Annotated in this window: 22 protein-coding genes and 1 riboswitch; of the genes, 9 read left to right on the forward strand and 13 right to left on the reverse strand. The window is 66.3% G+C overall.

Annotated features, from left to right (window positions below; translation table 11 throughout):
* Positions 1-38: 38 nt before the first annotated feature.
* Complete coding sequence (locus tag DES52_RS11975) at positions 39-1,010, reverse strand: aldo/keto reductase (RefSeq protein ID WP_110887060.1); 972 nt, start codon at positions 1,008-1,010, stop codon at positions 39-41.
* A 177-nt stretch (positions 1,011-1,187) separates the two neighbouring features.
* Here DES52_RS11975 and DES52_RS11980 point away from each other — a divergent pair, with 177 nt between their 5' ends.
* A complete protein-coding gene (locus tag DES52_RS11980; RefSeq protein ID WP_110887061.1) occupies positions 1,188-2,450 on the forward strand; it encodes an FAD-binding protein in 1,263 nt (420 codons plus the stop codon).
* Here the strand turns inward: DES52_RS11980 and DES52_RS11985 are convergent.
* The 9 genes from DES52_RS11985 to DES52_RS12025 all read right to left on the reverse strand — a co-directional run bounded on the left by DES52_RS11985 (position 2,439) and on the right by DES52_RS12025 (position 11,139).
* Complete coding sequence (locus DES52_RS11985) at positions 2,439-3,695, reverse strand: MFS transporter (RefSeq protein WP_110887062.1); 1,257 nt, start codon at positions 3,693-3,695, stop codon at positions 2,439-2,441. The genes DES52_RS11980 and DES52_RS11985 overlap by 12 nt on opposite strands.
* Before the next feature lie 50 nt (positions 3,696-3,745).
* Positions 3,746-4,903, reverse strand: a complete 1,158-nt coding sequence (gene solA, locus DES52_RS11990; RefSeq protein ID WP_110887063.1) for an N-methyl-L-tryptophan oxidase — start codon at positions 4,901-4,903, stop codon at positions 3,746-3,748.
* Positions 4,904-4,922: 19 nt separating this feature from the next.
* Complete coding sequence (locus tag DES52_RS11995; protein ID WP_110887064.1) at positions 4,923-6,320, reverse strand: sensor histidine kinase; 1,398 nt, start codon at positions 6,318-6,320, stop codon at positions 4,923-4,925.
* Positions 6,317-6,991: a response regulator transcription factor gene (locus tag DES52_RS12000; RefSeq protein WP_110887065.1), complete on the reverse strand. Its 675-nt coding sequence runs from the start codon at positions 6,989-6,991 to the stop codon at positions 6,317-6,319. The genes DES52_RS11995 and DES52_RS12000 overlap by 4 nt, the downstream gene beginning before the upstream one ends.
* A 7-nt stretch (positions 6,992-6,998) precedes the next feature.
* Positions 6,999-7,598, reverse strand: coding sequence for a PepSY-associated TM helix domain-containing protein (locus DES52_RS12005; RefSeq protein WP_110887066.1), 600 nt, complete (start codon positions 7,596-7,598; stop codon positions 6,999-7,001).
* A gap of 22 nt (positions 7,599-7,620) precedes the next feature.
* The gene (locus DES52_RS12010; protein WP_110887067.1) at positions 7,621-8,223 is read right to left on the reverse strand and encodes a DUF2271 domain-containing protein; all 603 of its coding nucleotides are present in this window, start codon (positions 8,221-8,223) and stop codon (positions 7,621-7,623) included.
* A complete protein-coding gene (locus DES52_RS12015) occupies positions 8,220-9,173 on the reverse strand; it encodes an FAD:protein FMN transferase (protein WP_110887068.1) in 954 nt (317 codons plus the stop codon). Before DES52_RS12015 ends, DES52_RS12010 begins: the two co-directional genes overlap by 4 nt.
* Positions 9,174-9,289: 116 nt before the next feature.
* On the reverse strand, positions 9,290-10,384 hold the full coding sequence (locus DES52_RS12020) for an enolase C-terminal domain-like protein (RefSeq protein ID WP_110887069.1): 1,095 nt from the start codon (positions 10,382-10,384) through the stop codon (positions 9,290-9,292).
* Positions 10,381-11,139: an AAA family ATPase gene (locus DES52_RS12025; protein WP_110887070.1), complete on the reverse strand. Its 759-nt coding sequence runs from the start codon at positions 11,137-11,139 to the stop codon at positions 10,381-10,383. Before DES52_RS12025 ends, DES52_RS12020 begins: the two co-directional genes overlap by 4 nt.
* Before the next feature lie 107 nt (positions 11,140-11,246).
* Here DES52_RS12025 and DES52_RS12030 point away from each other — a divergent pair, with 107 nt between their 5' ends.
* The 4 genes from DES52_RS12030 (at position 11,247) to DES52_RS12045 (ending at position 14,939) form a co-directional block, all read left to right on the forward strand.
* Entirely contained in the window at positions 11,247-12,254 is a 1,008-nt protein-coding gene (locus tag DES52_RS12030; protein WP_110887071.1) for a GGDEF domain-containing protein, read from the forward strand.
* Positions 12,255-12,341: 87 nt separating this feature from the next.
* Positions 12,342-12,468: riboswitch (SAM riboswitch) on the forward strand.
* Between the two features lie 106 nt (positions 12,469-12,574).
* The gene (locus tag DES52_RS12035) at positions 12,575-13,504 is read left to right on the forward strand and encodes a methionine ABC transporter ATP-binding protein (RefSeq protein WP_245900960.1); all 930 of its coding nucleotides are present in this window, start codon (positions 12,575-12,577) and stop codon (positions 13,502-13,504) included.
* Positions 13,505-13,509: 5 nt separating this feature from the next.
* On the forward strand, positions 13,510-14,154 hold the full coding sequence (locus tag DES52_RS12040; protein ID WP_110887204.1) for a methionine ABC transporter permease: 645 nt from the start codon (positions 13,510-13,512) through the stop codon (positions 14,152-14,154).
* Positions 14,155-14,171: 17 nt separating this feature from the next.
* Positions 14,172-14,939 carry a MetQ/NlpA family ABC transporter substrate-binding protein gene (locus DES52_RS12045; protein ID WP_110887073.1) on the forward strand — a complete coding sequence of 256 codons (768 nt, stop codon included), beginning with the start codon at positions 14,172-14,174 and terminating at the stop codon, positions 14,937-14,939.
* 52 nt (positions 14,940-14,991) lie between these two features.
* Here the strand turns inward: DES52_RS12045 and DES52_RS12050 are convergent, their stop codons facing one another.
* A complete protein-coding gene (locus tag DES52_RS12050) occupies positions 14,992-15,657 on the reverse strand; it encodes a DUF6766 family protein (RefSeq protein ID WP_110887074.1) in 666 nt (221 codons plus the stop codon).
* A gap of 169 nt (positions 15,658-15,826) precedes the next feature.
* Between DES52_RS12050 and DES52_RS23295 the strand changes: the two genes are divergently transcribed.
* Both DES52_RS23295 and DES52_RS12060 read left to right on the forward strand, forming a co-directional pair.
* Positions 15,827-16,456, forward strand: a complete 630-nt coding sequence (locus tag DES52_RS23295; protein WP_211317920.1) for a hypothetical protein — start codon at positions 15,827-15,829, stop codon at positions 16,454-16,456.
* A 145-nt stretch (positions 16,457-16,601) separates the two neighbouring features.
* Positions 16,602-17,318, forward strand: coding sequence for a DUF421 domain-containing protein (locus tag DES52_RS12060; RefSeq protein WP_110887075.1), 717 nt, complete (start codon positions 16,602-16,604; stop codon positions 17,316-17,318).
* A gap of 43 nt (positions 17,319-17,361) precedes the next feature.
* On the opposite strand, the gene DES52_RS12065 is transcribed toward DES52_RS12060, so the two are convergent.
* A complete protein-coding gene (locus tag DES52_RS12065; protein WP_110887076.1) occupies positions 17,362-18,117 on the reverse strand; it encodes an SDR family NAD(P)-dependent oxidoreductase in 756 nt (251 codons plus the stop codon).
* A 177-nt stretch (positions 18,118-18,294) separates the two neighbouring features.
* Here DES52_RS12065 and DES52_RS12070 point away from each other — a divergent pair, with 177 nt between their 5' ends.
* Positions 18,295-20,508, forward strand: coding sequence for a tetratricopeptide repeat protein (locus tag DES52_RS12070; protein WP_110887077.1), 2,214 nt, complete (start codon positions 18,295-18,297; stop codon positions 20,506-20,508).
* A 451-nt stretch (positions 20,509-20,959) separates the two neighbouring features.
* On the opposite strand, the gene DES52_RS12075 is transcribed toward DES52_RS12070, so the two are convergent.
* Positions 20,960-21,574, reverse strand: a complete 615-nt coding sequence (locus tag DES52_RS12075) for a TetR/AcrR family transcriptional regulator (protein WP_146237274.1) — start codon at positions 21,572-21,574, stop codon at positions 20,960-20,962.
* Between the two features lie 325 nt (positions 21,575-21,899).
* Between DES52_RS12075 and DES52_RS12080 the strand changes: the two genes are divergently transcribed.
* On the forward strand, positions 21,900-22,478 hold the full coding sequence (locus DES52_RS12080; protein ID WP_110887079.1) for a QcrA and Rieske domain-containing protein: 579 nt from the start codon (positions 21,900-21,902) through the stop codon (positions 22,476-22,478).
* The last annotated feature ends 15 nt before the right edge of the window (positions 22,479-22,493 follow it).

Genomic DNA, 22,493 nt, shown 5'->3' on the forward strand with positions numbered 1-22,493 from the left:
AGATCGGCGCGCTCTTGGAGCGCCCCTCGAGTGCCCGACTACCAGGCGTACGCTTCCGGCGCTTGCCCTCCCGGTCCGGGCCAAATCGCGTCGAGTTCCTTCAAGGTGTCGTCCGTGAGCCGCACCTCCAACGCCCGCAAGCTGCCGTCCAACTGCTCGAGGGTGCGCGGTCCGATGATCGGCGCGGTGACGGCGGGTTGATGCAGCAGCCAAGCCAAGGCCACATCGGCAGGGTGTTCGCCGAGCGTTCGGCACAGCGCCTCGTACCGTTCGAGTTGCGGTCGGTGCTTCTCGATTTGCGCTTGCATGCGCTCGCTCGCTCGGCGGCCCTCGGCCGCCTTTTGCAGCGCGCCGCCCAGCAAGCCGCCTCCGAGCGGACTCCAAGGAATCAAGCCCAGCCCGAACGCTCGGCACGCCGGAACGACTTCCAACTCGACCATGCGAGCTTGCAAGTTGTAGAGGCTTTGCTCGGACACCAAGCCCATGAAGTGCCGTTGCGCCGCGAGCGAGTTGGCGTGCGCGATGTTCCAGCCCGCGAAGTTGCTCGAACCGACGTACAACACCATGCCTTGTTGCACGAGCCACTCCATCGCTTGCCACACTTCTTCCCAAGGCGTGGCGCGGTCGATGTGATGCATCTGGTACAAGTCGATGCGGTCGGTCTTGAGTCGGCGCAAGCTCTCCTCGCACGCTTTGCGAATGTGGTACGCCGAGAGCTTTTGATCGTTGGGCCCCTCGCCCATCTTGCCGTAGACCTTGGTGGCCAAGACGATGCGGTCGCGCCGACTCGGATCTTGTTCCAGCCAACGCCCGATGATCTGCTCGGTCACGCCTTCGCCTTGCTTCCAGCCGTACACGTCGGCGGTGTCGAAGAAGTTGAGGCCCAACTCGAGCGCGCGGTTCATGATGTGGTGCGAGTCCTCCTCGTTGGCTTCGGGCCCGAAGTTCATGGTACCGAGGCAAAGGGGGCTGACTCGGAGCCCGGTCCGACCAAGATGACGGTAATCCATACGATCCTCCTCGCTTGGTTCGGCTGACCCTACGCCCCGCTTTCGCCGCCCGGGCAGAGACGGCCCACATTGTGAAGAGACACCGCACCGACATTCCGGCGAGGAACACGCCGAGGTCGGGCGTCGACGACATTCCGGCGGGAATCGTGACGCGGCATGGCGCTATCATCGAGCCGCATGGCAAGAGAACGAAACTGGGCGGGAAACGTCGAGTACGACGCGGCGAGGTGGCACGCGCCGACGACGGTGGACGAGGTGCGACAGATCGTGCGAAACGCCGATCGCGTGCGGTCGCTCGGCACGCGGCACACCTTCAACGACCTCGCGAACACGGCGGCGGACTTGCTGTCGACCCACCTCCTGAACCGCGTGGTGGCGCTCGACGAGGAGGCGCGCACGGTGACGATCGAGGGCGGCGTGCGTTACGGCGAGCTCGGGCGCTTTCTGCACGCGCGGGGCTTCGCGCTGCACAACCTCGCGTCGCTGCCGCACATCTCGGTGGTGGGCGCGTGCGCGACGGCCACGCACGGGTCGGGCGACCGCGCGGGAAACCTCGCGACCGCCGTGACGGCTTTGGAACTCGTGACGGCGAGCGGCGACGTCGAGACCTTCTCTCGGGCCTCGCACCCGGACGTCTTTTCGGGCATGGTCGTGAATCTCGGCGCGCTCGGCGTGGTGACGAAGGCGACCTTGCGAGTCGAGGCCGCGTTCGACGTGCGGCAAGACGTGTTCGAGGATCTCGCGTTCGAGGCGTTCGAGCAGCACCTCGACGACGTGACGGGCGCGGCAGACAGCGTCAGCTTCTTCACGGATTGGAAAGAGCCGCTGTTTCATCAGGTGTGGCACAAGCGGCGAATCGGCGAGGAACGTTTCGAGCCGACGCGAACGTGGTTCGGCGCGCGGCGAGCGACGTCCGACCTGCACCCCTTGCGAGGCTTTCCGGCGACGTCTTGCACGCCGCAACTCGGCGTGCCGGGTCCGTGGCACGAGCGGCTTCCGCACTTCCGCTTGGAGTTCACGCCGAGTGTCGGCGAGGAGTTGCAAAGCGAGTTCTTCGTGCCGAGGCGTCACGCGCCGAGCGCGCTTCGCGCGGTGCGGGAGCTTCGGGCGGTGCTGGCGGACGTCTTGCTCGTGTCGGAGCTTCGCACGGTCGCCGCCGACGACTTGTGGCTCAGCCCGTGCTTCAAGGAGGCGTGCGTCGGCTTCCACTTCACGTGGCGGCGCGACGAGGCGAGGGTACGCACGGTCCTGCCGCGCTTGCAGGAGGCGCTCGCCGAGTTCGACGCGCGGCCGCACTGGGGCAAGCTCTTCACGACGGCGCCTCGACGTCTGCGCGAAGTCTTCGTCAAGCTCCCCGACTTTCAACGCCTCGCCGAGACGTTCGACCCGACCGGAAAGTTCCGCAACGCGTTCGTCGAGGGCGTGCTGTCAGCGCGTTGAACGCGCGGCGAGGCGCGCGGCGAGCAGCAGCAACGCGACGTTCAACACGGCGATGACGAGAAACAGGGCGCGCGGGCGATCGTGGTAGATCCAGCCCGCGAGTCCGGCGGCCGGAGTGGACAGCAGCAGCGCCGTGAGCTGCACGCCCGAGTAGAGATCCGCGCTGCCCCGCTCGGGAAGGCGGGCGAACAGCACGGTGTCACGGTACGTCTGCGTCAGGAAGGTCGCGGCGGACACGATCATCACCACGAGTAACAGCGAGGCAAGTTGCCCGGGCGGCACGATCAGCAGCAAGAGCGCGCCGATCGCGCCGACGGCGCGCGTGAACAGCAGCGTGCGCTCGGGAAGCACGTGCGCGATGCGCCGCAGCACGAAGGCGTACATCAGGATCGTCACGGCGGCCGAAGCGACGGGGACGAAGGACAAGGCGGCGACGCTCGCGCCGAGCACTTCGCGGTAATACAGGATCTGAAAGAGGCTCATCTGCTCGATGAACACGCTCAGGACGTAGAAGGCCGTCACGAGCGGCAACCCCGAGTGGGCGCGCAACGTCGCCAGGTGCCGTCCCGTTTCGCGCAGGCTTTGCAGCGGGTCGAGGTCGCGGTGCTCCAGCATCGCCGCTTGCCCCACGCGCGTTTCGTCGGTGAGGGCGTTGCGCCAGAAGAACATCACCGTCATGCCGACCGCGCCCAAGGCGTAGTACGCGCGCAGCGTCGCCTCCGCGCCGATGGACGTCATGACGAGCCCGACGAGGGGGGTGAGCAGACCGCACAACGCCACGATGAGGTTCAAGATGCCCAGCACGCGCGCCCGCTGCGTCTGCGGCACGTCCTCGACGACGAGCAGACTCCACGAGACGGTCACGATGCGGTTCGTCGCGTTCAGCACGCCCGCGATCACGAACGCATCGAAATTACCGGCGAGTGCCCACAGCGCCATGGGAACGGACCACGACACGAGGTCCCAAAAGAGCGTCGTGCGCTTGCGACCCATGCGGTTCGTGATGGGCGCCGCCAGAATCTGGAACACGAACGAGAACGCGAGGGTGATCGAGCCGACGATGCCGATTTGCGGGCTCGTGAGACCGACTTCGCGCATGTACAGCGGCGCGTAGTACAGCACGACCGTCCCGAAGACGGCCCAAAGGGGTTCGGTGACGATGGCGCCGCGCGCGTTGCGCGGCAGACCGTCGAGGGAAGGCAGGAAGCGGCGAAGGGAAGCGTTTCGGATGAGGTCTCCAGACAAGGCGAGTTCGAGGCGAGGTGGGAAAGGGGACGCTTGGGCCCATCATAAAGTCACGGTGCGTACGACGGACGCGCGGACCACTCGAAGGCCGCGAGGTTCACGGCGGGCGGTTCGCCGAGGGCGCGCAGGGCGGCGGCCTCGCCGACGGCAGGCGAGTGCTTGAAGCCGTGCCCGGAGCAGGCGGAGACGACCGTGACGCGCGGCGAGAACGGCGCGGCGTCCACGAGAAAGCCTCCGTCGGGCGTGGCGGTATACAGGCACGTCTCGGCGCGCAGCAGACGTGGAGACAACGCGTTCACGCGGCCCGCGAGGTGACGCTCGAAGAGGTCGGTCGCTTCGTCGGGGCGAACGTCTCGGCGTACCGTGTCGGGCGTGGACGTCACGCTCAGTTGCTCGGTGGCGACCTTCACGCCCCCGCCGCGCGTCACCTCGGGAAAGCCGTAGAAGTGCGCGTCACCCTCGCCGTGCTGCCAGATGAACACGGGAGCGTGGGCGGCGTCGAAGACGTCGGGACGGCTCGGTTCGAACCAACACAGCACCTGGCGGTACACGCGGGCGCGCTCTGCGAACGCCTCGCCGAGCAGATCGCTCGTCCACGCTCCCGCGCTCAGCACGACCGAGGCGGCCTCCAAAGTCTCCCCTGCCGTTCGGACGCGCACGCGGTCCCCGGCGGCCTCCAGGGTGAGCGCGGGCGTGTTCGCGCGAATCTCGGCGCCGTCCGCTCGGGCGCGCCGAAGGTGCGCGGCGATGCAGCGTTCGGGCAGCAAGGCGCCCGCGTGCGGCTCGAAGTACGCGTGCTCGTGCTCGCTCAGCGTGAAAGCCGGGAAGCGACGCGCGACGTCCCGGGCAGACAATTGTTCGTGCCGTACGTCGAATTGCTGCGCGACTCGAATCGTGCGGGCGGCGAAGTCGAGGTCGTCCGCCCGCTCGTCGCCCACGATGAGGGCGCCCGTGCGAAGAAGCAACGTCTCGCCGCTCCAAGCTTCCAAGTCGCGCCACAAGGCGTTCGAGCGGCGCACGAGCGGCACGTACGCGGGTCCCTCGGCGGTCGCTTCGCGTGTGATGCGCGTTTCGCCGTGGCTGGAGCCCAAGACGTGCGGCGGATCGAAGCGGTCGAGGCCGACGCAGCGAGCGCCACGGCGCGCGGCGCTCGACAAGGCCGCGCTTCCCACCGCGCCGAGGCCGATCACGAGAACGTCGTACAGCATGCCCCACTTTGCCACACGCTCAGGGCGTCGGCGAATCCACTTGCGCCAGCGCGCCGTGTTCGCTGGTAGGGGGCGTCGGGCGCGCGGGCAGGCGGATCTCGGCTTTCAAGCCGCCGAGGTCGCTGCGGCCCAACGAGAACGTCCCGCCGTGCTGACGTGAGATGCCCGAGACGAGCGCGAGGCCCAGACCCGCTCCTTCGCTGCCTTGCAAGCCGAGACCACGCTGAAAAGGTTTTTGCAGTCGCTCGGCGTCCTCGTCGGGAATGCCGGGGCCGTCGTCCTCCACGACGAGGACGCTCTCGTCGCCCTGCGCGCCCGCGCGGACGCGCACCGCGCCGCCTTCACGAACGTAGCGGGCGGCGTTTTGAACGAGATTCGACGCGGCGAGCAGCAGCACGGTACGGTCCCCGGCGGCGGGCGCGGACGTGAGGTCGAGCGTGAGGGTAAGCCGACGCTCGCGCAGCGCCGACGAGTGCACTTCGCTCGCCTCCAAGGCGAGGTCGGCGAGGTCCAAGTCTTCACGGTTCGCGTCGACGCTCGTACGCGCGAGGGCCAGCAAGCGGTCGGCGAGACGCGAAAGGTCGGTCGAGACGCCCTCGATCTCGGCGAGGGCTGCTTGGTACTGCAGAGGGCTGCGCTCACGCTCCAAGGCGAGCGAGGCGCGCGCGCGAATCACGGCGAGCGGCGTGCGCAGTTCGTGCGCGGCGGCGAGCGCGAACGCCCGCTCGTGCTCGATGAGGTCGGCGAGACGGTCGAGCATCGCGTTGATCGTTTCGGTGAGGCGCGCCATCTCGTCACGGCCCGGCGAATGGGGCACGCGCTCTCGGTAGCGACCCGACGCGGCGATGCGGGCCGCGAGCCTCGTGACTTGCCCGACGGGCCGAAGCGCTCGGCCTGCCAAGAGGTACCCGCCGAGAAAGCCCAGCAGGATCACGAGGGGCGCGACGACCGAAAAGACGTGCGTCACGCCTTCCAAGCTCGAAAGCAGTTCGTCCTCGGCGCGAAAGGCGCGCACCCAACCGCCCGAGGGCAGGCGCGCGGTGAGGATGCGGTAGCCGTTGACGCGCACGAATCCCTCGATGAGCGGCAAGGTGAGGGGCGGCGTGCCGGACGCGACCGCGCCGTCCTTGCCGAAGGTCACGACCGTGGCGAGGCCGGGCGGCGTCGGTCGACTCACCCGAGGGCGGTTGTCGTTTCGGTCGCTGTCGAAGTTACGCCGAAAGCCTTCGTACGGCTGTGGATACTGCGATCTTCGCACGTCCTCGGCGACGCGCGCGGCGACCCCCGTTCGCAGCGACGCGTCGAGGACCCCGACGAGCGTTCCGCGCACGGAGAAGTACAGCGCGAGAAACATCGCGAGCATCATCGCGGCGGAAACGACGCTCGCGAGGAGGGCGAGGCGCAGGCGGATGTTCACGACAAGCCGCGTCCGAGGCGGTAGCCGGCGCCACGAATCGTCTCGATGATGGCGTCGCCGAGTTTGCGCCGCACCGAACCCACGTAGACGTCCACGATCTTGGCGTCCACGCTACGGTCGGTCGCCCAGAGGCGGTCGAGCAGTCCCGCGCGCGAGAAGGTCCGCCCGGGGTTGAGCGCGAAGCACTCTAGCAAGGCGTACTCGCGGCCCGTCAACGGAACGACCTTGCCCGCGAGGCGCACTTCGTGCGACGTCACGTCGAGGACGGCGCCCGTGGGAAGCTTCACGACGTTGTCGGCGAGGCCGCCCGCGCGGCGCACGAGCGCCATGACGCGCGCGCGCAACTCGCGAAAGTCGAAGGGCTTCGTGAGGTAATCGTCGCCGCCCGACGTGAGACCCGTGACCTTCGAGTCGATGTCGCCGAGCGCCGTGAGAAACAAGATCGGCGTGGCGTTGCCGCTCGAGCGCCACTCCCTGGCGAGCCGGAAGCCCGCGTCGGGACCTTCGGGAAGGCCGACGTCGAGAATCACGAGATCGTAAGGGTAGAGGTCGGCGAACGAGCGGGCGGACGCCGCGTCGGCGACGTGATCGACGATGAGGCTTTCCTCGGCCAGGCCCTCTTTCAGGACCGTGCCGAGGCGAGGATCGTCTTCGACGAGCAGGACGCGCACGATGACCTCAGGTCGCCAGTCGCATGAGGGCGATCACGACGACCGCGCCGCCCACCATGACGAGAAGTGCCTTCACGCGAATCTTGCGCAGGTAGAAGAGCAGCGCGAGGCCCGTGACGGAAATCAGCGTGAGGAAGAGGCCCGACACGTCGATCACCCACGCCCACGCGCTGCCCGCGTCGCGTCCGCGGTGAAGGTCGTTCATGACGGCGACGAAGCCTTGCGCGTCGACGTTCACGCTGTACTTGCCGCTCGGCGCCTCGATCAGCACGTCGGCGGAGTAGCCGGGCGCGCGAAACGAGAGGCTCGCCTCACCCGCGTCGAAACGCGTGTCCTGCGCGCGACCGCGCAAGTTGTGCGCGGCGCGCAAGTCCTCGGCGACCGTCAGCCAATCGACGCTCTCTCCTTGAATCCAACCGCGGGGCAAGGTGCCGCTGAGTTCGCGCCGCGCCTCCATGGAACCGAACGTCCAGTCGGGGTGATTGAGGGTGATGCCCGTCAGCGAGAAGAACAGCACGACGAGCAAGCTGATCATGGACGTGTAGATGTGCAGCCAGCGCAGCGTGGCGTTCGTGCGCGCCTTGAGGGTACGAGGGCGAGGCTTCACCCTCGCCTCGCTCACCTTGGGTTCAGGCGTGCTCGCGGTACTCAAGGATCACTCCGGAGATGTCGTTGTTGCCGTCGAGAGTCTTCTTGAAACCCTTCGCGCCGATCGTGACCTTCTCGCTCACCAAGCTGTACGGACCGTGCTCGCGCGCCGTCTCCACGAAAATCGTGTACTCGCCTTGCGGCAACGGCGCCTTCTTGTCGTCCTTGCCGTCCCACACCAGCGTGTACTTGCCCGGGTTGCGAGTCGGCGCGGACACGGTGTCGACGAGCGTGTCGGTGTTCGTGGCCGATCGGTACCAGCGGCGCAACTCGGGAATGTAGCGCGGCCCGCGTCCTTTGGTTTCCACCCACAGGCTCAAGGTGCGCACTTCCTTGCCGCTCGCGTTTTCGATCCACACCGCGACGTACGGGCGGTTGTAGCGGAAGCCGGACGGCGCGGCGAGTTCGACGGTCACGGCGAGTTCCATGTCGGCGTCCCACTTCGTCGTGGCGGTCGTGCCTTGCGCGAAGGCGGGAAAGCGCGACAAGGCGAGGCCGAAGGTCGCGAGGGCCGCTTGTCCGATGAAGCGGCGGCGAGAGACCGACCGAGCGGCGGGGAAGTTGTCGTTGGAATCGTGGCTCATACGGTCTCCTTGAAGGTGAGGGCGGTGGGGGGCCAAGTACGGTTGGTGTGACGAGCGCGGTCCGACGTGACGAGCAACACGCCCACGCCGACGTCGTCGGCGAGGCGCAAGCCTTCGTGCGGCGGCACGACGCCCACGATGGTGGCGAGAACGTCCGCCGTCAAAGCGTCCTTCGCGAGGACGGACGCCGAGACGACGTGCGAGACGGGTTCGCCGGTGCGCGGATCGAGAACGTGCGAGTACCAAGTTCCGCCGATGTCGAATCCGCGGTGGACGTTGCCGCTCGTCGCGAGCGCCGAGTTCGAGATCGTCACGACGTCGAGCGGACGCGCGTTGTCGGCGGAAGCGAACGGATCGGTGATGCCGGCGCGCACCTCGCCGTGACCGGCGTGACGCAAATCGCCGCCGATGTTGACGAGAACGCTCGACACGCCGGTCACGGCGAGCGCGGCGTTCACCGCGCGGTCGACGATGTAACCTTTGGCGATCGCGTTGAGGTCGGGACCGCCGGGCGTGGCGTTGCGGGCGCCGCGCTCGTCGATCTCGAACGGTTCGTCGCGCAGCGTTCGCGCGAGGACGGCGAGGACGTCGAGCGACGGGCGTTCTCCACGCCGCGCCGCCTCTCGCCAAGCGTCCGCGAGGAGGCCCGCGCCCGGATGAAACGCGCCGTTCGAACGCTGCCACCACGCGCGCGCTTCGCGCAACACGAAGGCGAGGTCGCTCGACACGGCGCGGCGCTCGCGAGTGCGGCTCCAAACGCGCAACTCGCTGTCTTCGCGGTAACGGCTGAAGATCCCTTCGAGGCGGTCGACTTCGCGCAGCGACGCGTCGCGGGCGTCGAGCGCCTTGCCGCGCGTGGACGCGACGATCCGCAACTGCAGGGCCGTTCCGAGGACGCCTTCGACGATCTCGTCGTGCCGCACGTCGCGGCGCGGCCAGCTCAGGCGCATCCTCGTTCCTTTCCGTGGTGAAGTCGTCCCGTCACCGCCCCATGCTGCCGCAGGGTTGTAAAAGTTCGGTAAAAAAATTGTGTGTCTTTCGAGTACGAGCGCTCGCCACTCGACCTTCACGCCTCGGCGACGAGCGCCCGACGCAATTTCGTCTCGTCCACGGTGACGTTTCGCAGTTCGTCGAGCCAAAGCTCACCGTCGTGCAAGGTCGGCAGGGCGGTGGTGACGTCCTCCTCGAGCTTCAAGAAGAAGCTGAGCTCGCTGGGATGGTCGACTTCCGCGTGGCTCGCGACGAGGGCGGCGTGAATCGTGCCGAGCGTCGTGGACGCTTGCGAGCCGATCATGACGCCCTTGCCGCGCGCGCGCGCGATCTCGAGCATCTCCAGCGACGACGTGAAGCCGGTGCGCGCCGTCTTCACGTTGAGGATGTCGAAGGTGTCGAAGTCGAGCTCGCGCTCGAGGTCGGGCAAGGTGAAGCACGAATCGTCGGCGACGATCGGCAAGATGCCTTCGGCCTTCAGCGTGGCGCGCGCGCGCAAGGCGCGAACGGGCAGCGGTTCTTCGACGTACAGCAAGCCCGCGTCGCGCATGGCGCGCAGAGCCGCCCTCGCTCCTTCGGGCGTCAAGGTCTCGTTGCTGTCCGCGTAGAGATCCACGCCGTGCCCTTCGAATTCGTGCGCGAGGGCCGAGATCACTTGCAGGTCCCGCGCGTGGTCGCGTCCCACCTTGACCTTCAAGACGCGCACGCCCGCCGCCACGACGCGCTTCGCCTCGTTCAGCATGTCGGCCTTCGAGGCGATGCCGAGGATGAACGACGCGCGCACGCGCCGCTGGGGTCCGAGCAGGGCGTCGAAGAGGGTCGTGCCGTTCACGGCGGCCCGAGCGTCCCACAACGCCATGTCGAGCGCGCCGCGCGCGGCGTGATTGTTGGCGACGCTGCCGAGCACGCGGGCGAGGCCCGCCTCGTCACGCACGTCGAGTCCCACGAGGCGTTCCGTGAGGTGGTCGACGATGCCACGGATACTCGCGACCGTCTCGCCGTAAATGGTGGGCCGCGGCGGCGCCTCCGATTGCCCGAGCGCCCCGCCCGCGACGTGAACGCGGATCAAGACGTGCTCGGCGGCGTCGAGCCGCGAGTGCGCGCCCCATTGAAGGGCGCCCTTGAGCGGCAGGCGGTACGGCAGGGCCTCGACACGCTTGATCGTGGTCACAGCCACTCCATGACGCGGCGCGCAATTTCTCGAGCGTCGTACCGAACCGTGTCGAGAATCAAGGCTCGTTCGGACGGCAAGCCTTCCAGCACGCGCACGGTCGCTTCGGGGTCGTAGTTGCGCCGCTCCGTCACGACGATACGCGTCTTGGCGGCGAGGTCGGCCGAGTCCACGTCGAGGCGGGCCAAGGCGTCGAGGGTCTCGTCGTCGAACACGTCACGCACGTCGGCAATGGCGTTCAAGGCTTCGCGGGCGGTCGCGGCCGTGTCCGCCTGCTCGACGGCGTCGAACGCGTCGCCGCGACCGAGCAGGCGACGGACGCGCACGAAGTCGGGCGCCGTGAGGGCCACGAAGCGCGCGAGCGGCAAGTGCCGAGCGGCGTGCGTCACCTCGTTCACGCCCCGCAGCCCATCGAAGAGCAGGACTTCGGCGTCGTTCGGAACGCGAAGCGCCGCGAGCGCCTCGGCCATGCCGCCCGGATGCGCTTGGCGGTAGGCGGCGGTGAGGCGGAAGCGTTCCTCGCGGTCGGTCACGGGCGCGCCCACGAACGGTTCGATCATCACGGCGTCCGTCACGGCGCGGCGGTCGGGCAGCAAGGTGAACGGCACGCCGAGGTCGCGCATCGCGCCGAGAACGGTGCTCTTGCCGACGCCCGTCACACCGACGAGCACCACGACGGGTACGTCGCGCACCCGTCGTTCGCTTCGCGCCGCGTCGCCCGTCCATCCTGTTCCTTCCTGAAGTCGGTCGGTCATCGGTTCAGTCTAGGACGGAGCGCCGAAGCGTTCGGCACTCACTTCTAAGCGAAAAGCAGCATTGTGAAGATTGTGTAAGAACGACGCCGTTACGCTGGCGATGTCGTATGCCCGATGAGCCCGCCGCTTCCCTTCCCCGACTGCACGACGGGCTGCTCGAGCGATACAGAGCTTTCGTGGCGGCCCTCGGCGTGCTGTTCTCGTGCCGCTCGGCACAGGACATCGTCCGGGTCGCGCACGAACAGTTGCTCGCGATTTTCGACGCCCCGATCCTCGTGATCGCGTGGACGCGCGAGCAAGGCGGCTGGTTCTGCCAGATGCGCGAAGGCGACGAGCTGTACGAAAGCGAAATTCCGGCGCGAAACGACGGGTTGTTCGAGCGGGTGCTGGCGGGAACGTTCGAGGCGACGGGCGACGTGTTGGAGTACGCCAGAACGCACGACCTGTTTCTTCGCGAACTTCGCGACGACGACGACGACGACTGGTCGAGGTCTTGGATGGGCGTGCCGCTCGTGATCGACGGACGGACGCGCGGCGTGCTGTCCTTGCAATCGTACGAGCCCAACGCCTTTCACGCCGAGGACTTGGAGTTGCTGCGCGTCATGGCCGCACATCTCGGCGTCGCGTTCGAAAACGCGGAGTTGCGCACGAAGCTGGAAGCCCAAGCGCACACTGACGCCCTCACCGACTTGCCGAACCGACGCGCGTTCGACGAGGCCCTGGAGACCTCGTGGCACGCCACCGCCGAGTGGACGCTCGTCGTGCTGGACGTCCAGGAATTCAAGGCAATCAACGATACCTTCGGGCACGACGTGGGAGACGCGGTGTTGCGCGAACTCGCTCGATTGCTGGCGAGCGTCCCGACGAGTCCGGAAGGCGCCTTTCGCCTCGGCGGAGACGAGTTCGCGTTGCTGCTGCGCGGAGACGGGAAGGCCGCCGCGCATCGTTTGAACGCGTGGTTCGAGGCCGTCGAGCGGTTCTCTTGGCCTCACGGGCACCACGTCGGCGTCAACGCGGGCGCGTGCGAACGACGTGAGGCGTCCAACGCCGAGACTTGGCTTCGTCTCGCCGACCGCCGCATGTACGAGGCGAAGGCGCGCCGCGCGCCGTGGTGACGCTTCGCGCGACGTGCCAAACTCACTTTCGTTTTCCCTCCGGGACGCTACCTTTGCGCCTGTTGCCGTGAACCGTCGCGTGCAACGCTCTTATCCAGAGCACGTCAGGGACCTGGCCCTTCGAAGCGTGCAGCAACCGACCCTCATCACGGTCAAGGTGCTTTCCAGCCTGAAGCGCGCCGACGATGGCATGACGCTTCGGGAGCGATAAGAGAAGGGTCGCACGCCAAATGCCGTCCCCTTCTCGACACATCTTCGGGAAGGGGACGTCTCGTTTCATCCTCCCACCCGCCGTTCGTGCGCTCGGGAGGGCGCTTCTCGTGATCGAATTCCAGCACGTCCACAAAACGTACGAAGGCGGGCACGTCGCCCTGCAAGACTTGAGCCTCGAGGTGAAGGCGGGAAGCGCCTTCGGAATCATCGGTGAGAGCGGCGCGGGCAAAAGCACCGTCACCCGCCTCATCTCGGGCCTCGAAGTTCCGTCGAGCGGCGAAGTGCGCGTCCTCGGGCAAAATCTCGCGGCGCTCGCGGGCCGTGAGCGCCGCGCCGTGCAAAGCAAGATCGGCATGGTCTTCCAGCACTTCAACCTCCTCGCGCAGCGCACCGCTGCCGGAAACGTCGCCTTGCCGCTCGAACTCGCCGGCGTGCCGAAAAAGAAGCGTGACGCTCGCGTGCGTGAAGTGCTCGACCTCGTCGGGCTCTCCGCCTTCGCCGAACGTTACCCCGCGCAACTGTCAGGCGGGCAAAAGCAACGCGTCGGCATCGCCCGCGCCCTCGCGCTCGAACCGCGCCTCCTGATCGCCGACGAGGCGACGTCCGCGCTCGACCCGGCGACGAGCGCGAGCATCCTGCGTCTTCTGCGCGACGTGCAGACCAAGACGGGCCTCACGCTCGTGATCGTCACGCACCAGATGGAAGTCGTGCGCGCCGCTTGCACGCACGTCGCCGTGATGGAGCGCGGCGTGCTCGTGGAAAGCGGCGAGGCGAACGAGGTGCTGCGCCGCCCCGCGCACGCGGCGACGCGCGCCCTCCTCAACGCGCACAAGCCCGACGTGACGCTCGCGCCGCACGAGACGCTCGCGCGCGTGACCATCGAAGGCGGCCTCGGCACCGAGGTCCTCGCGCGGCTCGCCGCGTCGAAGGTGCGCGTCGTGAGCGTCGAGCCGATCGAAGGCGCGGCGGACGTGTGGCTCGCCTTGCCCGAAGGCGTCAACGAACGAGCGGTCCTCGGCGTGGAGGTGGCGGCGTGAACGACATGCTGCGAGACCTCCTCGTGCAAGGCACGCTCGAAACCCTCGGGATGGTCGTGCCGAGCGCCCTCGTCGCGCAACTCCTCGGAACGCTGCTCGGCGTGCTCCTCGTGATCACGCGGCCCGGCCACCTCAAGCCCAACGCGCCGTTGCACCGCGTCTTGGGACTCGTGATGAACGTCGGACGATCGCTGCCGTTCATCATCTTGCTCGTCGTGCTGATTCCGTTCACGCGCCTCGTCACGGGCACGTCCATCGGTTCCACGGCGGCCATCGTGCCGCTCACGGTCGCCGCGATTCCCTTCGTGGCACGCCTCGTGGAAAGCGCCCTCCTCGAAGTTCCCAACGGCGTTCTCGAAGCGGTGCGCGTGATGGGCGCCCGCAACGGACAGATCATCTTCAAGGTGCTGCTGCCCGAAGCGAGAAGCGCGCTCGTCCTGGGATTCACCGTCATGACCATCAGCCTCGTCGGCTACTCGGCGATGGCGGGCGCGATCGGGGGCGGCGGCCTCGGCGACCTCGCCATTCGATACGGTTATCAACGCTTCGAAACGACCGTCATGATCGCCACCGTCGTCATCCTGGTCGTCCTCGTGCAAGCCTTGCAACTTCTCGGCGACTTCGTCGCCCGTAAACTCGACCACCGCTGAACTCAAGGAGTTTCATCATGAATAAAATCGCCATTCTCGCTGCCCTGCTCTCCTCTACCGCCTTCGCCGGAACGCTGCGCGTCGGAGCCACGCCTGTTCCGCACGCCGAGATCCTGAACTTCGTCAAGCCGATCCTCGCCAAGCAAGGCGTGACCCTCGAAATCCGCGAGTTCACCGACTACGTGCAGCCGAACCTCGCGCTCGCCGACGGCAGCATCGACGTGAACTTCTTCCAGCACGTGCCGTACCTCGACGAGTTCCAGAAGAATCGGCCGCTCGGCATCGTCGCGTCCACGAAGGTGCACGTCGAGCCCATGGGCGTCTACAGCAAGAAGCTCACGAGCCTCAAGACCATCAAGGCGGGCGCGACGATCGCCATTCCCAACGACCCGAGCAACTCGGGGCGCGCCTTGAAGCTTCTGGAGCGCGCGGGCCTCATTCGCCTGCGTAAAGAGGCGGGGATCAAGGCCACCGTCCTCGACATCACCACGAACGTCAAGAAGCTGAAGTTTCGCGAACTCGAAGCCGCGCAACTGCCCCGCGCCCTGCAAGACGTAGACGCCGCCGTCATCAACACGAACTACGCGCTCGAAGCGGGCTTCAATCCTGTCAAGGACAGCTTGTTCATCGAAGGCAAGCAAAGCCCGTACGCGAACGTCCTCGCCGTGAAGCCCGCCACACTGAAGAACCCCGACTTCATCAAGTTGCAAAAGGTGCTCAACAGCGCCGAGGTGAAAGCCTTCATCCAAAAGCAGTACAAGGGCGCGGTCGTTCCCGCCTTCTGAATCTCCCCAATCCTCTCGGGGAGGCGCCCCGCGGCGCCTCCCCGCATCGTTTTCAGGCGTCGCCCGTTTGAGCGTGGGGCGCGGCGACGGGCTTGGATTCCGGCGAGCCTTTCTGCCGCAGCACGATCGACAGCAGCACGATCGACGCGACCGCCAGAAACTCGCTTTGCCAGTTCTGCAGCGACTGGAACCAAAAGGTGGAAGACGTCATGAACTCCGCGAGGTCGATGGGCCGCTGACCGTGCGCGATCGCCTCCAAGTTGCGCTCGTCCATGCCGCTCCACCCGTGCAAAACGAACGAAATCGCGAAGAGCGTGAAGAACGCGATGCTGAGCGAGTTCTGGTACAGCGCCAAAGCGAGCCCGCCGCGCTTGACGGGACCCGGAACGTCCGGGCGGTCCTGGAACTCCAGCGGGTCTTGATCGACGGGTTCCTCCTCGTCGATCTTTTTCGATTCCGCCGAGCCTTTCTGGCGCAGCCACACCGTCAAGAGGACGTACGCACCCATCTGAAGGAACTCGCTTTCCCAATTTTCGGTCGTGGCTTCCCAAAAATGCGCCGTGCCGAGATAGCGCGAGAAGGTCACGTCCGTGCCACCATGATCTTCTCGGTCCGAGTTGAAGTCTCGCCATCCCACGAGGGACTGACCGACCCAGAGCATGAGGAAGATCGCGACGACGACGATCCCGAGGTTGTTTTCACGCCAGAAGCGTTGCATGCCGACCTCCTTCGCTTGCCTGCCTTTCCCCGAGCATGAGGGATTGTAGCCACGCCCGCCATGAGGCGCCCTTGAGCGAGCCGCCAGAAGATCTACAGGAACGCGCTCGACCGAACAGCCTGAAGAAAGCGCCAATTTCCTTCCCAGCTCGATCGCCCAGAATGAACGCATGAAGGACCTTGTGCAACAACTCCTCTTTATGGCGATGACGGACGCGACGGGCGGCGCTCGCGGCGGTGACAACCTCGACGGCGTCGACGCGAACGACGAGACGGACGCCATGAGCGGCGGCGACGCGACGTCCGAGGACGGCGACATTCCCGGCGTGGCCGACGAACCCGACACCGAGTACGACGATCCCGACGCGGACTCCGACGCGACGAGTTCCGAAGGCGGAGACGACCAGCCGTATCCCGGCTACGTTCCCGACGACGTCGTGGCCGCGCCCGGCCAAATCGACGAGAACGAGATCGACAATCAGCGAATGGGCGAGGCGGCGATGCGCGACCTCGGCATCGATCCGAAGATGCGCGAAGAAATGCTCGACAACGCCGTCGCCTACGGTCTCGACGTCGAACCGACGAACGTGAACGACGAGCGCGCCTTCGACGACGGCCTGCCCGGCTCGTGGTCGGACTTCAGCGCCGTCACCGAGGACGCTCCGGAAGGAACGACGCGCCTCGCCGATCCGAACGACGACGCGGGCGGCGACGTGAAAGGTCCCCGAGTCGGCGGCGCGGGCGGCTTCGACGGCGGTCCCGCTCGAACGACGCCCCTTCCCGGCAGCGACGACGAGTAACGCTTCCAAGTACTGAAAGGCCCGCGCGGCCCGCACATCCCCGAAGTGAGCCGCGACGGGCTTTCTTCGCCTTCTCGCGATGCACCTCCCGGCGCGCGGTCGGGCCCGAAGTCTGGCGGACCGCGTTTTATGAGTATCATGACGCATGAGCGCCACGGAAGTCGTTCCGTTCGATTGGCATCGGATGTTCATCGGAGACGCGCCGTGGCTGTTTCTGCTCGAAATCGTCTTCAGGACGCTCTTGATGTACGGTTGGCTGCTGCTGCTGCTGCGCATCGTCGGGCGGCGCGGCTTGGCGCAACTTTCCATCGTGGAGTTCGCGATCGTCATCGCGCTCGGTTCGGCCGTCGGTGACGCGCCCTTCTACCCGGACGTGCCCCTGCTGCACGCCATGCTCGTCGTGGCCGTCGTCGTGTTCTTGCAGTGGGGCCTCGCGCAACTCATCAACCGAAGCGAAAAAGTCGAGACGTTCATGGAAGGCCGTCCGACGCTCGTCGTGGACGGAGGCCGCGTGAACTTGCAAGGCCTCAAAGACGTCAGCCTCTCCAGCGAGGAGTTGTTCGAACGCCTACGGCTCGCCGGGGTGACGCAACTCGGCGAGGTGCGCTTCGCGTTCGTGGAGCAAGGCGGCAACCTCAGCATCTTTCGCTTCGAGGCGCGGTCCGTGCGACTCGGGCTTCCGATCGTGCCGCCGCAAGACCTCGTCGATTCGGACGCGCTGGAGAACGAAGCGCGCGCCGACGATCCGCACGCCTGCACGAACTGCGGCGACGTCGAGGCTTCACGGCCCGCCGGACCTTGCCCCCGTTGCGGTCAACGGCGTTGGATTCCCGCGAAGGTCGACGCGTTCGAGGATGCGTGAGCCGCGCGCTCGTGCGACCTCGTGCCAGCAGGGCGGCCGGGTCTCACCGAACGTACGAAGCTCCGTTGAGGTCCAGCGTCGCCCCGGTCATGTGCCGCGCGAGGCCCGACGCGAGAAACGCCACGGTATTCGCGACTTCCTCGGGCGGCACCACGTCTCCCAGCGGGATGTCGCGCGCGATGTCGGCGGCGTGCTCGCGCAAGTATCCTTCGGCCATCTCGGTGCGAACCCAACCGGGCGCCACGGCGTACGCCAAGATGCCGTCGGGCGCGTACCCACGCGCGATCGAACGTGTCAGGGCGATGACGCCTCCCTTGGACGCCGCGTAGTGCATGGACTCCGGATTGTCTCCCCGAAAGGCCGCGCGGCTCGCGACGTTGATGATGGTTCCGCCGCCTCGCCCCCGAAAGTGCACGATCGCTTCGCGGCACAGATCGGCGACCGCCACCAAGTTCACCTGCAGGGTGCGGGCCCACGTTTGCGCCCACGCGCTCGCCTCGTCGTCCACGGTCACGCTCGGCGCGATGCCCGCGTTGTTCACCAGCACGTCCACCCGCCCTTGCCACGCCACGGCGTCGCGGAACAATGCGGTGGCCGCGCCGGGACGACCCAAGTCCGCGCCGAGCGCGACCGATCGCTCCGATCCGAGTTCCTCCACGAGCGCCCTGGCTTCCTCCTCGTTGCGCCCGTAGTGCACGATGACCTGCGCGCCCGCCGCGGACAACGTGCGGGCGGTGACCGCGCCGATACCGCGTGAGCTTCCCGTCACGAGAATCACTTTCCCCGTCAAGTCGAGCATGCGCCTCATTATGCAAGCCGACGAACCAAGTTTCTTCGTGCCGTCCGTTCGCCCCGCCGACTTCGGCGCCTCGAAAGCAACTTCGAGGACGCGAGTGGATTCTGCGTCCACAGACCGTTCCTCGACGGGTCACTCGGGATCACGTGAAAATCACTCGGCGATTTCTAGCATGCGGGCATGTCACGAATCACATGGCGTGTTCTCGTTTTCGTCGCGATGCTGGCCGCTCCTCGGGCCGCCGAAGCGCAGCAGGGAGCTTGGAGTGACGCGGCCGTGCTGTTGCCCCTCAAGGCGCAAGAGCGGGTGCTGCTCGATCACAAGGCCGAACTGTGCCGTCCGACCGCCGCTCCGCTCGTCGCGGCGCCCGGCGGAGGCGGCGGGCGGGACATCGAGCGCGAAATTCGCGTGCTCGAAGAGCAACTGAAGGCGCTTTCCGCCAACGACCCACGGCGAACCCAGCTTCAGCGCGACCTCGAAGAACTCAAGCGCTTGAGAGACGCCCGCCCGGTCGGCGCCACGCTTGCCCAAGGCTTGCCGCAGGCGCTCGCCAGCATCGACGCGCGGCTGCGCCGCAATGCCCGCGCGCACGACGCGTTTCTTCGCAGCCCGGAAGCGAAGAACCTCCAGATGGCCGAAGTCGCGGCGATCACGGCCATCGCCGAGGGCCGACTCGAAGGTGCCTTGGCAGCCCTCACGGCGGCCGTGACGCTCGACTCGAACAATCCGTCACGGCTGGTGAATCTCTCCGGAGTGCTCGACCAGTTGGGAATGGCCAACGAAGCGCTGCTGGTGTTGCAGGCGGCGGACGCGCTCGGCGGCGCGAGGGGCTCGGTGGGCGGCGTGCCCTTTCAAGCGTTGGCGCTGAACAATCGGGGAGCGGCGCTTCTCGCGCTGGGCCGCTGGAAGGACGCCGAAGGGCCCCTCACGCAGGCGCTCAAGCTCGCGCCGCAACTTGCGGAAGCCAACACCAACTTGTCGCGCGCGCAACTGTGCCAAGGCCGAACCTCGGAGGCCGCGCGAACGTTCCAGGCGGGCATGCGACGCACGCCGAACTCGCAGAGCCCCCGCGATTTGCCGGTGGACTTCGACTTCACCAAGACCGGCGAGGGCGGAGGCGACGACAGCAGTTCGCTGTCCTTGCGTTCCGCCGAAGAGTCGCGCGTGCGCCGCCCCGCCTCGGCCTTGTTCGACTTGTCTCAAGGGCAGGACTGGACGCTGCCACCTTTGAAGTTCCCGGCGGTTCCCGAGGACGTCGTTCCGCTGTTGCCTCAATACCGAGCCTTGCAGGAACGCTGGGAGGAACTGGAGGCGGCCGACATCGCGACGGACCGAAACACGACGCTGGACTTGAGCGGCCTCGGGGTGGAACGGCAGACGCGGGCGGTGTGGAACGCCATCGCCACGTCCGACACAGATCCGGACATCCTTCCCTTGCGGCAAGCCTACGCGCGGGTGCAGTTGCAGTTCAACAACCGACGGGCCGAGGCGAGCCGTACGCTGAGCGAGGACCGAAGCCGAATCCTCGATAAAGGTTACGAGGACGAATGCCAACTCATCGCGGCGAACCGCGCGGTCGAATTGAAGTACCTCGACTCGGTGCGTTCGAGCTACAAGGGGCTGGAAATGGCGGTCGCCGCGTACGGCCGTGCCAGCGTGCGTCGTCAGACCGCGCTGGCCGCCAACTTGCCTACGCGCCAGCTGCGCGCACACGAACTCGCTTTCATTCAGCATGCGAAGCAAGCTCTGTTCTACGGAACGATGCTCGAATCGGCCATCGCCGTCGCCGATGAAATCTGGGCGCAATTCTACGAGAAACCTTGCGTTCCCCCGAGCAAAGCGGCGTTGGATCCCGTGAAGTTCGAAGCGTTCTCCATCGCGGACTGCCCGCCGGGATTGAACGGCAAGGCGCTGAGCTTGTCCAAGAAGGTGACGATGTCGGCGGACGCGCAGAACGTGCTGCAAGCCGGAGGCGGATCGGGCGGCGACGCTCCGAAGCACGTGTTCGATTTCAAGGTGTCGTGCGCGGGTTTGGAACTGAAAGCGAAATCGTCCGAGGCGATCGGGCTGTTCGCTTCGCTGAAAGACGACATGCGCGGTACGACGACGTTGGTGTTCGGCATCGCGGGGCAAGCAAAGGTTCCGGGCTTGTCGAACGTCGGGGCGAAGCTGGGCGCGGAAGGAACCGAAGGCGTGTACCTGAGGTGGGGCCGCGACGGCCTGGAAGACGTCGGTCTGCGCATCACCCTCAGCGGCGAAGCGAGCGCGGGCGCTCTCGGTTCGCAGCTCAAGTTGCCGGAATTCAAGGAAGGCTTCGAGGTGGAGTTCGGTGTGGCCGCCGCCGTGGAGTACTGGACGTCCGACGCCTACGACGAGAATCCCGACGACGAATAGCAGCGTTCTCGCCGAAACGTGAGCAAGAGCCGCCCGCCCGGGCGGTTTCTCTTTTTTTGGAAGCGCGACCTCTGCCGAAGGCGAATTTCGGTCGGGACGCCGCTCTCAGCTTGGCAACTCGAGCTCGCGTCTCGTGACGGACGGCGCGTTCTCGGCGAGGCGAGGAGGCGAGCGCGGAACACTCCCGCAGGGGGCACGAAGCCCCGTTGCACCGCCTCACGCCAGGAATTGCAGGACGCAGACGTGCCTTTCGGGGAAGAGGTCCGTCGAACACGCCGAGACGCCATGGTCCTCTTGGCGAATCGATCGAGTCGGACACGCGTGGTAGAGGGCGAAACGCCCCGTTCATGCTCGTGCCTCGAGGCCAAGACCGCACGTCGTTCGGCGTCTCGACGAGGGCCGCAGTGAGGCCTTGGGGCCCGGAACGTGCCCGTGAACGGAAAACCGGGGCTCACGAGGGCCGCTGTCGAATTTCCATCCTCCAGAGAAACACGCCCATTTGCTCGGCGGAGTACTGGTGGTCGCTTTCCAGCCACCACGCGAGCATGCCGACGAACGCCGCCGACAGGAATCGGAAGGCGATTTCGTTCGGAACGGTCTGCTCGGGCAGCAGGTTCGACCAGTACTGTGCGTGCCGCATTCCGGACTGCTCGAGCGCGTTGACGATCCGGGCGGTGAAGATCGAGCTGCCTTCGGGACCGAACAGGCGACGGTAGAACGGGATATCACGTCCGAACACTTCGAACAGCTTCGTGAACGTCGGAGGGATCTCTCCGGGGCTGTGCTGCTGCATCTCACTGAAGTGAGCCGTGGTCACCGCTTCGATTTCGTCGACCAATTCGCCAAGCATTTCCTCCAGCACCTCGTACTTGCTGGTGTAGTGGTCGTAGAAGGTGTTTCGCTGGCAACCGGCGTGTTGGGCGATCGCCTGGACACTGATCTCATCGAACGGCATGTTGAGCGTCAATTCACGAATGGCATTTCGAATCCGCTCTTTGGTACGCCTGACTCGAAGATCGCTGGTTGATCGGCGCTGAGCCATTGTTGAAATTTCCTCCTTGCTCACTTCTTAAAAACTATTGACTTTCTCGAAACGGGAGGCTTATGCTCCACCTACCGAACAGAACGTTTGTTACCGAACTAAATGTTAGATAAAAGCGCCCTGCGCTGAGCGTCGCTCCAGGCATGATACGTGCCTCCCTCTTCCTGGAAAAGGAAATGGACCTGAAACACATCCCTCCATAAAGAGCCGGAACCCCGAGATTCGAGGCATCACAGCTCAGGCATCGGATTCATCCCGGTCGCCTCGTCCTCTCACGCGTCCGCACGGAGTTACTCGAAGCCAAGCTGCCCGTCCACCTCAACGTCCCTACGCCCCCGGAGGTCCTGCCATGAGCAAGAACGTATCCCAACAACGCCGCCTCATTCTCAAGGCCGCCGCCATGACAGGCGTCGCTGCCGCATTCGGCCAACGCGGCGCCGCACAAGGTGCCTCGGCCGCCAGCGTCGTCCAGAACGGTGACGTCCTCGTGTATCAGAGCGGGACCAACGCCGAAAAACCCATCAATCCCAAAGACCTCAAGGAAGGCGAACCCGTACTCGCCTTCGCGATGGACCCGAAGACCAAGCAGATTCGCGACAAGACCAAAGGCAACATCGTGGTCGTGAAGCTCAAGGCGGCAGACATCAAGGCCAGCAGCAAGAGCAACGCGGCGGACGGCATCGTCGCCTACTCGGCCATCTGCACGCACCAAGGCTGCGCCGTCTCGAAGATCGGCTCGCTCGGCTCGGCCAAAGGCAACCTCGACTGCCCGTGCCATCACTCCCTCTTCGATCCGAGAGACAACGCCAAGGTCGTCGGCGGTCCGGCTCCCCGCCGCCTTCCCGCCCTGCCCCTCAAACTCGAGGCCAAGGGCGTTCAGATTGCCGCTACGGGTGGCTTCATCGGCCGCGTCGGCACCGGCAAGTAACTTCACCACCTTTCT

Origin of the sequence: Deinococcus yavapaiensis KR-236 (assembly GCF_003217515.1) — a bacterium.
GTDB classification, from domain to species: Bacteria; Deinococcota; Deinococci; order Deinococcales; family Deinococcaceae; genus Deinococcus_A; species Deinococcus_A yavapaiensis.